The sequence below is a fragment of the Rahnella sp. Larv3_ips genome, assembly GCF_003697865.1.
GTDB classification, from domain to species: Bacteria; Pseudomonadota; Gammaproteobacteria; order Enterobacterales; family Enterobacteriaceae; genus Rahnella; species Rahnella rivi.
This window is the reverse complement of record NZ_MJIB01000005.1, coordinates 157,748-170,780: the sequence shown is the minus strand read 5'-3', so window position 1 is coordinate 170,780 and position 13,033 is coordinate 157,748. Positions and strand designations below refer to the sequence as shown.

The following is a 13,033-nucleotide window of genomic DNA, read 5'->3' as shown; positions in this document are numbered from 1 at the left end:
CATTATAAAACGATCATGAAGCCTGATTTTGCGGCGGGGTAGGGCCGGTTTCATTCTTTTTAGCCACATGCTGCGGTTTGCCTGAGAACAGGAAACGCAGGAGTGGAATACGTTTATGCACCTCGTAAAGCACAAAGGCGATACCGAACACGAACACCAGACCCAGCCAGAATCCCATCCAGTCACTGTGAATTTTTGGAGTAATAAACGCACCATAAATCAGCGTTAACGGGTGGTGAATCAGGTAGATGAACAATGAGGAGTTCACCAGGTAAGTGATCCACGGCGCCTGGAAGTTCAACAGATAGTGGCTGAAGGAGAACACCACATTCACCATCAGGATACCCAGCAAGGTGGTGACAATGGCGTCAATCTCCATCGAGTACAGCTGCGGGGTGTTCACGTGCTGATTGAACATGTAAACCGCAAACAGCAGAAGGCTCACTACCCCGGCGGTAGCCGATGGCTTGATGAACAGTTCCTTTAACCATGAGAACTTATAAGCAAAAGCGCCAATAATGAAAAATGGCAGATAAAACAACGTCTGCATCACGATAAAGTTAAAGGCACCGTTGGAAAGTAAATCCGGCGCGAAAAGATACAATGCACGGTTAAAGGTCGCATAAATTAAGCCGATAAATAAAAATAAGATTGAGAGCTTTCCTAAACTGTTTGTTCGGCTTTTAATTAATTGAATGCGATTAGTCTTAATTTCTTTTATGAATTTAAACAGGTAAAAACAAATGCTGGTGAGAATAACCAGCGTTAACAGGAACCATAAATGGGACACTAATTCCCAGACGGTGATGTTAATTTTCTGATAGAGCCCCATTGTGCTCCAGTCGGAAAATTTGCTGGTGTACTTCATCAGGAAATAGAGTTGCGGCAGGGTAATCAACGGGAATGCGGCAGCCAGCGGGATGGCGACCCGTTCAAGACGCACCTTAAGCCACTGGTGCGAGTCATACCGCTCGTAGAGCATATATGAGAAGTAGCCTGAGATAACGAAGAACACCTGCATGCGGAAGGCGTGGATCACGTCATTGAAGATCGTCAGGCCGTGCGAGGGTATTGCACTGTTTACCGCCCAGATATGACTGGAGTAAATCAATGATATATGGAACGGAATACCCAGCAGCATCAAATATGCGCGGATGGAGTCTAAAAAGAACTCACGTTGTGGTTTTTGTGGTTTCATCACGTATCCGTTGTATGCAGCTCATCCTAATTTTAGAGCGTAATTTGTCTTTAGGTTTATTTTCTCAGGTAACCAGAAATGAACGTGACTGACAATAGTATTACTCCGAACCTCAATCAGGCTTTCTTATAGGACAAGTTTCCATAGCCTGTGTTTCAACGAATTGATATCCTTGTACCCTGTTGCGCTTAAACGGTTCTTCAATGAATGAACCATCGACAGCTCAGGTTGTCGGAAACCTGACACTTCTCATGAAACAGTGACAGCAATTGCCTTAAGCGCGCTTAAAGGAGACAAGGTGTCGGATAAAAATTTTTCCATAGGGTCACGTATGATCAAAGTCCGTTTGCTAAGTGCCGCAGTGTTGATGGCCATGTTCACCTCATCTGCCTGGGCTTTTTCTATTGACGATGTTGCAAAACAAGCGAAAGCATTAGCCGATAAAGGCTACGAAGCGCCTAAAAGCAATTTACCGTCCCAGTTCCGCGATCTCAAATTCGCAGACTACCAACAAATTCAATTCAATCATGACAAAGCGTACTGGAAAGACCAGAACACGCCTTTCAAGCTTGAGTTCTACCACCAGGGGATGTACTTCGACACTCCGGTGAAAATCAATGAAGTGACGGCTAACGCAGTCAAAGAAATTAAGTACAGCCCGGACTACTTCAACTTTGGCAACGTCAAACATGACGCTGACTCAGTGAAAAACCTCGGCTTTGCCGGTTTCAAAGTGCTTTATCCGATCAATAAAGCAGACAAAGATGATGAAATAATGAGTGTGCTGGGTGCCAGCTACTTCCGCGTCATCGGTAAAGGCCAGGTGTATGGCTTGTCTGCCCGTGGTCTGGCTATCGATACCGCACTGGCATCGGGCGAAGAGTTCCCGCGTTTCCGTGAATTCTGGATCGAACGTCCTAATCCTGATGAAAAGCATTTAGTCATTTATGCCTTGCTGGATTCGCCGCGTGCGACCGGTGCTTACCGCATGGATGTGTATCCAGGTAAAGAAGCGACCGTAGACGTGCAGTCTAAAGTTTATCTGCGCGATAAAGTGGGCAAACTGGGCGTCGCTCCCCTGACCAGCATGTTCCTGTTCGGTGCAAATCAGCCGTCTCCGGTGATGAACTATCGTCCGGCGCTGCATGATTCCAACGGTCTGTCCATCCACGCCGGTAACGGTGAATGGATCTGGCGTCCGCTGAACAATCCAAAACATCTGGCCGTCAGCCAGTTCTCCATGGAAAACCCGAAAGGGTTCGGCTTGCTGCAACGCGGCCGCAGCTTCTCCAACTTTGAAGATTTGGACGACCGTTACGATCTGCGTCCGAGCGGTTGGGTTGAAACCAAAGGCGACTGGGGTAAAGGGAAAGTTGAGCTGGTAGAAATTCCTACCGCCGATGAAACCAATGACAACATCGTTGCCTTCTGGACGCCGGATCAGTTACCTGATGCGGGTAAACCGCTGAACATGGACTACCGTCTGCACTTCACCATTGAAGAAGACAAATTGCATGCACCCGATCTGGCGTGGGTCGAACGTACCATGCGCTCAACCGGTGATGTTAAGCAGTCAAATCTGATCCGTGAACCAGATGGCAGCGTTGCCTTCCTGGTTGATTTTGTCGGTCCAAACCTCAAAGCCCTGAAAAGTGATACGCCGGTGGCGTCTCAGGTCAGCGTAGGCGACAACGGCGATCTGGTTGAAAACACTGTCCGCTATAATCCGGTAACCAAAGGCTGGCGTCTGACGCTGCGCCTGAAAGTGAAAGATCCGAAGAAAGCGATTGAAATGCGCGCTTCTCTGGCCAATGGCGATAAAACACTGAGTGAAACCTGGAGCTATCAGCTGCCTGCAAATGAATAAGTCAACGCACTCTACACATGATTACGTAGAAGCTTTGCCGCTTACTGAAGAACAGAAAGCGGCGCTCCTCCAGCAGCTTCCGGCTGCTGAAGGGGAAGCTTTTGCCACCGTGCACCGGCGCTTAGGCGCCGATGATACGGCTTCAGCGGTTGCCGCTGCGGCTGACATCGATGCGCCTCTGGCCTCGGTGAAAGCGCGCGTAGGCGGCAGCTGGCCTTACGCTCTGGAAAAGGGCTCGCTGGATGAAGTGGATAACGAAGGCCGCACCATCGCCAGCGCTATGCCACCGGTTAAGCGTTCCAGCATGTTCCCTGATGTCTGGCGCACCAACCCGGTAGGCCGTTTCTGGGACAATCTGATGGGGCGCAGCGCGGCTTCCCGTCACCGCGCCTCCGAAATGCCTGAATCCGAAAAACGCTGGCGTCATGCCGGTTCCGTTCGCCGTTATATCTTGCTGGCTCTGATGCTGGTGCAAACGGCGATCGCCACCTGGTACATGAAAACCATCCTGCCTTATCAGGGCTGGGCGCTGATCGACCCCGCAGATATGTTGAATCAGGACTGGCAACAGTCTGTGCTGCAACTGCTGCCTTATGTGTTGCAGACCGGTATTCTGGTGCTGTTTGCCATTTTGTTCTGTTGGGTATCGGCCGGTTTCTGGACTGCACTGATGGGCTTTTTACAACTGCTCATTGGCCGCGATAAATACAGCATCACGGCGTCCACCAAAGGCGACGAGCCGCTGAACCCGAATAACCGTACCGCGCTTATCATGCCGATTTGTAACGAAGACGTAGAGCGCGTATTCGCGGGTCTTCGTGCAACGTACGAATCCGTGAAAGCGACCGGTGATTTGGATCAGTTTGATATCTATGTCCTGAGCGACAGCTATGACCCGGATATCTGCGTGGCTGAACAGAAAGCCTGGATGGAAGTCTGCCGCGACGTAGACGGCCATGGCCGTATCTTCTATCGCCGCCGCCGTCGCCGTGTGAAACGCAAAAGCGGAAACATTGATGACTGGTGCCGTCGCTGGGGTGGGGAATATGCCTATATGGTGATCCTCGATGCCGACAGCGTGATGAGTGGCGAATGTCTGACCGGTCTGGCTCGTCTGATGGATGCTAACCCGAACGCCGGTATTATCCAGTCTTCGCCGAAAGCGTCCGGAATGGATACGTTGTATGCGCGTTGTCAGCAGTTTGCTACCCGCGTCTACGGCCCGCTGTTTACCGCGGGTCTGCACTTCTGGCAGTTGGGTGAATCCCACTACTGGGGGCACAACGCCATTATCCGCGTGAAACCTTTCATCGAGCACTGTGCCCTCGCACCGTTGCCGGGTGAAGGTTCATTTGCGGGCTCCATCATGTCGCATGACTTTGTGGAAGCGGCACTGATGCGTCGTGCGGGCTGGGGTGTCTGGATCGCCTACGATCTGCCGGGCAGTTATGAAGAGTTACCGCCAAACCTGTTGGATGAGCTGAAACGCGACCGCCGCTGGTGCCATGGTAACCTGATGAACTTCCGCCTGTTCCTGGTGAAAGGGATGCACCCGGTTCACCGTGCGGTGTTCCTGACCGGTGTCATGTCGTATCTTTCCGCACCGTTGTGGTTTACGTTCCTGGCCTTGTCTACCGCCTTGCAGGTGGTGCATACGCTGATGGAACCGCAGTACTTCCTGCAACCTCGTCAGCTGTTCCCGGTGTGGCCGCAATGGCGTCCTGAACTGGCAATCGCCTTGTTCTCGACCACCATGGTGCTGCTGTTCCTGCCAAAACTGCTGAGTATCGTCCTGATCTGGGCGAAGGGTGCGAAACAGTTTGGTGGCGGTTTCCGCCTGCTGATGTCCATGCTGCTGGAAATGCTGTTCTCGGTTCTTCTGGCCCCTGTGCGTATGCTGTTCCACACAGTCTTCGTGGTCAGTGCGTTCCTGGGCTGGGAAGTGGTCTGGAATTCACCGCAGCGTGACGATGATGACACGCCGTGGGGCGAAGCCTTTAAACGTCACGGATCTCAGCTGTTGCTGGGTGCTGTCTGGGCGGCCGGTATGGCCTGGCTGGACTTGCGTTTCCTGTGGTGGCTGGCGCCAATCGTCTTCTCTCTGATCCTCTCGCCAATCGTCTCAGTCTTGTCGAGCCGTGCAACGCTTGGGATTAAGAGTAAGCGAGCCAAACTGTTCCTGATCCCGGAAGAATACGATCCTCCGCGCGAACTGGTCGCCACCGAGGAATACCTCAAGCTGAACCGTGAACGTAAACTGCAAAACGGCTTTATGCACGCAGTGTTTGATCCGGCATTCAACGCACTGGCCTCCGCCATGGCCACATCACGCCACCTGCTGCGCGATGCGGTTGAAAACGGACGTCGCGCTCATCTTGAGCAGGCGCTGAAAACCGGGCCGAAAGATTTGGGCAAAGCCGATCGCCTGATTCTTCTGAGTGATCCGGTGCTGATGGCGCGTTTACACTCTGCGGTCTGGACGCAACCCGATCAGCAAGCGTGGGGCGAGTATTACACTAAGTTGCCGCGTAATGCGCAGGCCTTCCCTGAAACTCAAACGCTGGAAGTTAAACCCGCCTGAGTTGACGTAAAGGGGCAGTAAAGATAAACGGACAGTATGTCATTTGCATACTGTCCGTTTTTTTATGGTGTGAAGTTCAGTGACTCTTTAACCCGCAGCGTATAAAATTTTACTTTGTCTTAACATGGCCGGTCTTCACGCGCATGCTAAGCTGACAGCGCTATTCAGCGCTCAACGGAGTGCTTCATTTGATTCAATTTGACAGGTTGTGTGAGTGATTAATCGGGGTATTTTTCGCGGATCTGTTCTGGCCTTGCTGGCCGTCACGCTCTCGGGATGTGGAAGTATCATCAGCCGCACGGTGCCGGGGCAGGGGCATGGCAATCAGTATTATCCTGGCGTGCAATGGGACCTTCGGGACAGTCCGTGGCGTTATGTCACTGTGATCGACGTTCCGCTGTCGATGATTGTCGACACCTTCATGCTGCCAGTTGACGCCCGCCACGGCCCTTACAATTAAACGTCAGTCGATGTCACGGCCCGGATAATCGTCTTCGTCATCCCACTCTTCTGCTGCTGCCGCACCTTCTTCGGTGTCGGTCTGCGGTTCGTGCTGGAATTCCCCTTCATCCCATTCGTACAGCGTCGCCTCTTCCAGCCACTCTTCTTCGAGTTCGATGACGTCGTAATCCTCATCGAAAATGGCCTGTGCAGCGGCACCGCTGCGGAAGGTCAGCGCATCAATGGATTCCCCTTCGGCGCTGAGAAATTCTGCCTGCCACATGATGTCGCCATCCTGCATGATGTATTTCTGCAAATTGAACTGATCGGGAAGCGGCTCTTCATCGCCCTGGATCCTGTCCTGCGCGGCTTCGAGAAATTCTTCGCGGGCGGCATCAATAGCTTCTTCAAGCGTTACGTACATGCTCATTGTTGTCTCCTGAGTTGAAATGGTGTGTAGCTAAAAAGCGTGTGGTGTAAATAGTGTTATGAATGAACAGGTAACAACCACTCGTCAGTAAAAATGCTGATTCAATGAGTGTTGTCGATAAATGACAGGATGCAAGTTTTCAGAGAAAAACAGTCTGACCATTGATGTTTTTTGGGAAAGCTGGCGGGAAAAAGGAATCGCACAGACACAACTGTCAGCACTTTCCCTGATTTGCAAAGGCTCTGAAGGGGAGGGGTAAAGGTTTAGCAAACCCCCGGCGGGGCGTGAAATTGAGGGCTACAGTGACCCTGAACTTTCAAGATTAAGGTGACTTTTATGAAGACTCTTTCCCGCGCTTTACTCCTGCCGCTGTGTGCGCTTGGTGTGCTATTCAGCGTTTCCAGTCAGGCCAGTGAAAATACGCATCCGCAACCTCCTGTGAACATGTTCCATGGAGAAGGTTTGCCGCTGCCGCCGCCGCCGCCACCGATGATGATGATGGGGTTCTGCCATCCGGGGCAATTGTTTTGTGCCAGCGTGGCCAGTGATAACCCGACAGCCACCATTCAAAAACTGACGTCTGTGCTGCCTGCCACGATGGCCGGCAAGCATTACGAAGTGCGTCTGGTGGTTGTTGAAGTGCCCGAGGATATGCCGGTGCCGCCGCAACCTGACAAAGCACCTTAAAGCGCGTCAGTCTGGCAGGGCGGCCGCATTTAATCGGTCATCGCCTGACGTGGCCGCCGTTGCAGACACCAGTAGGAATAAAATGCGTTAAACAACACCACCAGCGCCGTGACACAAAATACTGTCCTGAAGCCATAACTTGCTGACACCGCTGCACCGAGCAGCGGGCCGGTGACATTACCGACGTCACGGAACGACTGGTTGTAACTGAATACCCGACCGGCCACCTGATTGGTGCAGTTATAAATCAGCAGGGTCTGAACGGCGGGCAACAATGCGCCATCCGTTGCGCCAAGCAGGAAACGTAAAATCCCCAGTTGCAGCGGCGTTTGCACGAAAGCCATCGGGATCAGCAGCAACACTGAAATCCCCATCATCGCCACCAGAATACGCTCCGGCCCGATCCTGTCTCCCAGTTTGCCCAGCCTCGGCGCACTCATCAGCGCGGCCACACCCGGTACGGAGGCTATCATCCCGCTGATAAACGCAAGATTCTGCGTATTCCCCGCCAGTTCCCGCACGTACAGCGTGAGGATGGGCGCGATAGAGCCTGTCGCTACCTGAATAATCATCGTCGTGACAAACAGGCACAGCACCAGTTTTGGATTTTTAAGGGAAGCGAATACCTGTTTGCGATTGAGCATGTCCTTTTTATTGACGGGAACGAACTGCTCACGAATGCAATACAGCGTCATCACGAAGCACAGGAAAAGTACGGCAGCAGTAATGAAGAAGACAGGACGCAGTCCGTAGCTGTCAGCGAGCAACCCGCCTGCCAGTGGCCCGAGCAGCGCGCCGCTGACGCCGCCGGTAGAAAGCGTACCCAGCGCCCAGCCGCTTTTATTGCGCGGGATCTGCGTAGCAATCAGTGCATTGGCGTTGGGAACAAAGCCGCCGAGTAAACCGAGCAGGGCGCGGAGCACCAGAAACTGCCAGATATTTTGCGCGAATCCCATCAGCACCATGACAATCGACATACCGAGCGCGGAACGCAGCAGCATGATCTTACGGCCCTTACGGTCGGCGAGGCCGCCCCAGAATGGTGAAGCAATGGCGGAAAACAGAAAGGTGATACTGAAGACCAGACCGGACCACATGTTCAGGGATTCATGGCCCGTTACGCCCAGCGTTTCTACGTATAACGGCAGAAAGGGCATGATCAGGCTGAATGCGGCACCGGTAAGAAAGCAGCCAATCCAGGCAACAAACAGATTACGTTTCCAGTTAATGGGTTCTGGGGCGAGTTCAGGTTCAGGAGCCGAGGTCATAAATTACCGGAAAAAAGAGGTCAGGTTCGCTCTGTGATGGCAGAAAGAAACAAGGCAGAGCACAAGTAACAATCAGTCAGATGGATAATTATGCGCCTAATTATCATCCACTTCAATGATGTTAATGAACTGTAACAAGCGGAGTAAAATACAGGTTTAAAAAATTTGGCGGACTGAAGGAGATCAATAATTTGGTAAAAAGCAAAAAAAAACGGCCAGTGATGAGGCTGGCCGCGACAGACACAAAAACCAAAATAAAACGTAATTAACGCAGGGCCGGGTTTTTCATCACGGAATAACGGCCACTGCCAAGGAACATGATCACCAGACCGCCGAAGAAATAAAGCGCTTCGCCTTCCAGACCCCATGCGCCGACGTCGGTGACCGTAAAGAATTTACCGGCGACAACCAGGAAAACGGCAACAAGAATATTGAATGCCATCACCAGTGCGGCAGGGCGGGTGAAGATGCCCAGAATGATCAGTACCGGGGCAATCACTTCACCGATATACGCGCCGTAAGCGATAAAGCCAGGCAGGCCAGCGGCGACTAACATGTTGGCGATCCAGCCGACGCCGTTCTCGATTTTAGCCACGCCGTGAAACAGGATCAGGATACCGAAAGTGAGACGTAACAGAAGCTTACCAAAATCAGGATGATCGGTGGCGCGGGTAAAAGCAGTGTTCAGTTTAGCCAGCATAACAGTTTCCTTTCGGGAGAGACTCGTTGATCACGCGGCCCCTAACGTTCCGGGGTAATCACGTGGGGAAATTATGCTGAGAGTATTGGCCTAAACGCCATGAGATAAAATCTGATAACTTTGAAGAAGTCTGTCAAAAAAACTGTTTAAGCAAATCAAAAATAAGAACCGGTGCAGTGAACCTGAACCGGCCCTCACATCAGTCTCTCAACTTTTTATAGAGTGAAGATTCGCCCTGCGGACGCGTTTTAAAACGGCGATGCAGCCACATATATTGCTCCGGTGCCTGACGAATTTCATTTTCGACCACTTTATTCATGTATGCAGCGGCAACGACTTCATCATCCAGTGGGAAATCGGCGACCTGAGGATGAATGATCATCTCATAGCCTTTCCCGCCTTCAAGACGACGCGGGGTGAAAGGAATGATCGCCGGTTTGCCCATTCGCGCCAGCAGGTAAGTTCCCGTCGTGGTCGCGGCTTTATCCACCGCAAAGAACGGCACGAATACGCTGGCACGCGGGCCGTAGTCGTGATCCGGTGCGTACCAGATGATATCGCCCTGCTTCAGACTGCGGATCATGCCTTTAAGGTCTTTGCGGTCCAGCATGCCTTTGTTAGAACGCATACGGCCTTTGGTCTGGATCCAATCCATCAGCTTATTATCATGCGGACGGTAGACGCCGACACCCGGATTATGGATACCAAAGATACGCGCACCAAGCTCGAGGGTGAGGAAGTGGACACCGATTAACAACACGCCTTGCTGGTTGTCGCGTGCACGTTGAATGTGTTCAAGACCGCTGACGCTGAACCAGCGTTCGATACGCTTGTCAGGCCAGAACCACGCCATGCCCGTTTCAAACAACCCCATGCCGACGGATTCGAAGTTTTTCACCACCATATCTTCCCGCTGGTCAGGGTGCATATCAGGGAAACAAAGTTCGATGTTACGCGACGCGATTTTGTAGCGGCGTTTCAGAAAGCGCATTGAAAAGCGGCCTAAGCCTGTACCAATACGATAAATAACCGGATAAGGCAGTAACACCAGCGCGTAAAGTAATCCGAGACCTAACCAGGTCATCCAGTAACGCGGATGCAGTAATGAAAGAGTAAAAGTTGGAACCTGAGTCATAAAATCTCTGCGTCATAATAATCGAAGTAGAAAATATATAAGCTCTGTCTGGTGCAGCAGCCCGCTACATAAGTACGTTCACTCCCCGTATGGAGTGCGTGTTATGCGTTAATTATTTGTAGCAAAGTGACATATTGTGGCACTTTTTTGGTGCGAGGTGAAAGGCGTCGGCACTAATACCTCATTTTTTGGTATTCACTGCCTGAATGGAAAGCAATCTGCTCTATTTATAAGCCGCCGTGAAGTAAACGCGCTTCTTTCCGACTGAATATCAGCAGAGAACCGGTTTTTGTCAAATAAACGGGCAGCCAATTTGGCTGCCCGCGGAGAAATTTACAAAGGAGGATTAATCCGGCTGGAATAAACCTTTCACGCTGTGCGGTTCGCTGCGCCAGTACTGTTTCGGTGCGGCTACCTTCGCGCCCAGTTTGGCAGCAGCATGCCACGGCCAGCGCGGGTTATATAAAATACCGCGTGCCAGCGCGATCATATCGGCCTGACCGGTACCGATAATTGCTTCTGCCTGCTCCGGCTCGGTGATCAGGCCAACGGCAATCACCGGCATTTTGACGTAACGTTTAATACCGTCCGCGAAAGGCACCTGGTAGTTCGGGCCAACGGCAATTTTCTGCTGAGTGCTCAGGCCACCGCTGGAGACGTGAATATAACTGCAACCCAGCGCATCCAGCGCTTTTGCCAGCGCAATAGACTGCTCCAGATCCCAGCCACCTTCCACCCAGTCAGTTGCGGAAATTCTCACGCCCACCGGTTTGTCGGCCGGAAATGCTTCGCGGATGTCCTGGAAGATCTCAAGCAGCAGCCGCATACGGTTTTCCAGTGAGCCGCCGTACTGGTCGGTGCGCTGGTTCGACAGCGGTGACAGGAACTGATGCAGCAGGTAGCCGTGCGCTCCGTGCAGTTCGAGTAAATCAAACCCCAGACGATCGGCGCGGCGGACGCTGTCGACATACGCCTGTTTCAGTTGTGCAATGCGTTCCAGCGACATCGCTTCCGGGGCTTCAGTGCCTTCAGCAAAGGCTGCGGCAGAAGGGGCAACGGTTTGCCAGCCTCCGGCGGACTGAGGAATTTGTGCGCCTCCTTTCCAGGGTGCGGCACAGGATGCTTTACGCCCTGCATGGCCGAGCTGCAGGCCAAGGGGCATATCGCTGTTTTCGCGCAAGCCCGTGATAAGGTCCTTCAGTGCAGCCTCGGTTTCGTCATCCCATAGCCCCAAATCCTCGGCAGAAATGCGCCCGACGGCTTCCACGGCGGTCGCCTCGAGGATCAGTAAACCTGCCCCGGAAAAAGATAACTGACCAAGATGGGCATGATGCCAGGATGTGGCTTTGCCGTTATCCGAGGAATACTGGCACATTGGCGCGATCACAATGCGGTTTGGGAGTGTCAGCTTGCCCAGCGTAATCGGTTCAAAAAGCTTGCTCATGTTTCCTGCTCCTGCGAAAAGTTGAATCGTCGTTAAATCCCGAAAATGGATAACACCTAAGCATAGATTATCGTAATTATCCCGGCGGCAAGGTGCAGCGGGTGTTTTTCTGTTGAGGAATTTGCAACGGGAGATGTCCTCAATGTTGCTTTAATGTATAATCTTGCCGCTTAAAAGTGACCAATCTTTAAATTCCCCGAAAGACAGGAACGTACACCATGCCAGTGTTACATAACCGTATTTCTAATGAGGAACTGAGGGCGCGTATGTTGGCTGAAACTGAGCCGCGCACCACTGTTTCTTTTTATAAGTATTTCCAGCTCGACGATCCGAAGGCCTTCCGCGACGCCCTCTATATCAGCCTGACGCGCCTGAATGTATTTGGCCGTATTTACGTGGCAAAAGAAGGGATTAACGCTCAGATAAGCGTTCCGCAAAGTCAGTTTGAGGCCTTCAAAACCGAGCTGTTTACCAGCCATCCGGCGCTGGATCAGATCCGTCTGAACATCGCGCTGGAAGATGACGGCAAGTCCTTCTGGGTTTTGCGCCTGAAAGTGCGTGACCGCATTGTGGCGGACGGTATCGACGACGAAAGTTTTGACCCGTCAAAGATCGGTGAATACCTGAAAGCCGAACAGGTCAATGCGATGATCGACGATCCGGACACCTTGTTTGTGGATATGCGTAACCATTACGAATACGAAGTGGGGCATTTCGACAAGGCGATTGAAGTCCCTTCGGATACTTTCCGCGATCAACTGCCGATGGCCGTCGATATGCTGAAAGAAGACAAAGACAAGAAGATCGTCATGTACTGCACCGGCGGTATTCGCTGTGAAAAGGCCAGCGCCTACATGCTGCACAAGGGTTTTAAAAATGTGTATCACGTGGAAGGCGGCATTATTGAATATGCACGCCGGGCGAAAGAGCAGGGCTTACCGGTGAAATTCAAAGGCAAAAATTTCGTCTTTGATGAACGCATGGGTGAACGTATTTCAGACGACGTGATCGCCCACTGTCACCAGTGCGGCACGGCCTGCGATAACCACACCAATTGCAAAAATGACGGCTGTCATTTGCTGTTTATTCAGTGCCCGACCTGTGCGGCGAAGTTTGACGGTTGTTGCAGTGAAATCTGCATGACAGAACTGAAACTGCCGGTGGAAGAACAGCGTTCCCTGCGTGCAGGACGTGAGAACGGGATCAAGATTTTCAATAAGTCCAAAGGGTTGTTGCAAACCACCATGCACATTCCTGCGCCTGAAAACGACTGATACGTTTT

The 13,033-nt window shown here is 52.0% G+C and carries 11 protein-coding genes; 5 read left to right on the top strand and 6 right to left on the bottom strand.

What is annotated here, in order from left to right:
* Positions 1-13: 13 nt before the first annotated feature.
* Positions 14-1,198, bottom strand: a complete 1,185-nt coding sequence (gene mdoC, locus ED901_RS09470; protein WP_056778670.1) for a glucans biosynthesis protein MdoC — start codon at positions 1,196-1,198, stop codon at positions 14-16.
* A 331-nt stretch (positions 1,199-1,529) separates the two neighbouring features.
* Between mdoC and ED901_RS09465 the strand changes: the two genes are divergently transcribed.
* The 3 genes from ED901_RS09465 (at position 1,530) to ED901_RS09455 (ending at position 6,106) form a co-directional block, all read left to right on the top strand.
* The gene (locus ED901_RS09465) at positions 1,530-3,065 is read left to right on the top strand and encodes a glucan biosynthesis protein G (RefSeq protein ID WP_056779164.1); all 1,536 of its coding nucleotides are present in this window, start codon (positions 1,530-1,532) and stop codon (positions 3,063-3,065) included.
* The gene (mdoH, locus tag ED901_RS09460) at positions 3,058-5,646 is read left to right on the top strand and encodes a glucans biosynthesis glucosyltransferase MdoH (RefSeq protein WP_122095756.1); all 2,589 of its coding nucleotides are present in this window, start codon (positions 3,058-3,060) and stop codon (positions 5,644-5,646) included. The genes ED901_RS09465 and mdoH overlap by 8 nt, the downstream gene beginning before the upstream one ends.
* Before the next feature lie 214 nt (positions 5,647-5,860).
* Positions 5,861-6,106 carry a YceK/YidQ family lipoprotein gene (locus ED901_RS09455; protein ID WP_122095755.1) on the top strand — a complete coding sequence of 82 codons (246 nt, stop codon included), beginning with the start codon at positions 5,861-5,863 and terminating at the stop codon, positions 6,104-6,106.
* 3 nt (positions 6,107-6,109) lie between these two features.
* Here ED901_RS09455 and ED901_RS09450 read toward each other — a convergent pair whose 3' ends face one another.
* The gene (locus ED901_RS09450) at positions 6,110-6,517 is read right to left on the bottom strand and encodes a MysB family protein (protein ID WP_056778676.1); all 408 of its coding nucleotides are present in this window, start codon (positions 6,515-6,517) and stop codon (positions 6,110-6,112) included.
* Between the two features lie 336 nt (positions 6,518-6,853).
* Here ED901_RS09450 and ED901_RS09445 point away from each other — a divergent pair, with 336 nt between their 5' ends.
* Positions 6,854-7,204, top strand: a complete 351-nt coding sequence (locus ED901_RS09445; RefSeq protein WP_122095754.1) for a hypothetical protein — start codon at positions 6,854-6,856, stop codon at positions 7,202-7,204.
* 29 nt (positions 7,205-7,233) lie between these two features.
* On the opposite strand, the gene mdtG is transcribed toward ED901_RS09445, so the two are convergent.
* From mdtG to ED901_RS09425, 4 genes are all read right to left on the bottom strand, one after another.
* A complete protein-coding gene (gene mdtG / locus ED901_RS09440) occupies positions 7,234-8,472 on the bottom strand; it encodes a multidrug efflux MFS transporter MdtG (protein WP_122095753.1) in 1,239 nt (412 codons plus the stop codon).
* Positions 8,473-8,737: 265 nt separating this feature from the next.
* A complete protein-coding gene (locus tag ED901_RS09435) occupies positions 8,738-9,172 on the bottom strand; it encodes a DoxX family protein (RefSeq protein WP_056778690.1) in 435 nt (144 codons plus the stop codon).
* A 199-nt stretch (positions 9,173-9,371) separates the two neighbouring features.
* A complete protein-coding gene (locus ED901_RS09430) occupies positions 9,372-10,307 on the bottom strand; it encodes a Kdo(2)-lipid IV(A) acyltransferase (RefSeq protein WP_122095752.1) in 936 nt (311 codons plus the stop codon).
* A 346-nt stretch (positions 10,308-10,653) separates the two neighbouring features.
* Positions 10,654-11,751: an NADH:flavin oxidoreductase/NADH oxidase gene (locus ED901_RS09425; RefSeq protein ID WP_122095751.1), complete on the bottom strand. Its 1,098-nt coding sequence runs from the start codon at positions 11,749-11,751 to the stop codon at positions 10,654-10,656.
* Positions 11,752-11,969: 218 nt separating this feature from the next.
* Here ED901_RS09425 and ED901_RS09420 point away from each other — a divergent pair, with 218 nt between their 5' ends.
* Complete coding sequence (locus ED901_RS09420) at positions 11,970-13,025, top strand: rhodanese-related sulfurtransferase (RefSeq protein ID WP_056778700.1); 1,056 nt, start codon at positions 11,970-11,972, stop codon at positions 13,023-13,025.
* The last annotated feature ends 8 nt before the right edge of the window (positions 13,026-13,033 follow it).

What these genes read in the sequence shown, in the direction of transcription:
- ED901_RS09425 (WP_122095751.1), bottom strand. Translation starts at nt 11,751, where the DNA reads ATGAGCAAGCTTTTTGAACCGATTACGCTGGGCAAGCTGACACTCCCA.
- ED901_RS09430 (WP_122095752.1), bottom strand. Translation starts at nt 10,307, where the DNA reads ATGACTCAGGTTCCAACTTTTACTCTTTCATTACTGCATCCGCGTTAC.
- mdoH (WP_122095756.1), top strand. Translation starts at nt 3,058, where the DNA reads ATGAATAAGTCAACGCACTCTACACATGATTACGTAGAAGCTTTGCCG.
- mdtG (WP_122095753.1), bottom strand. Translation starts at nt 8,472, where the DNA reads ATGACCTCGGCTCCTGAACCTGAACTCGCCCCAGAACCCATTAACTGG.
- ED901_RS09435 (WP_056778690.1), bottom strand. Translation starts at nt 9,172, where the DNA reads ATGCTGGCTAAACTGAACACTGCTTTTACCCGCGCCACCGATCATCCT.
- ED901_RS09420 (WP_056778700.1), top strand. Translation starts at nt 11,970, where the DNA reads ATGCCAGTGTTACATAACCGTATTTCTAATGAGGAACTGAGGGCGCGT.
- mdoC (WP_056778670.1), bottom strand. Translation starts at nt 1,198, where the DNA reads ATGAAACCACAAAAACCACAACGTGAGTTCTTTTTAGACTCCATCCGC.
- ED901_RS09450 (WP_056778676.1), bottom strand. Translation starts at nt 6,517, where the DNA reads ATGAGCATGTACGTAACGCTTGAAGAAGCTATTGATGCCGCCCGCGAA.
- ED901_RS09465 (WP_056779164.1), top strand. Translation starts at nt 1,530, where the DNA reads ATGATCAAAGTCCGTTTGCTAAGTGCCGCAGTGTTGATGGCCATGTTC.
- ED901_RS09445 (WP_122095754.1), top strand. Translation starts at nt 6,854, where the DNA reads ATGAAGACTCTTTCCCGCGCTTTACTCCTGCCGCTGTGTGCGCTTGGT.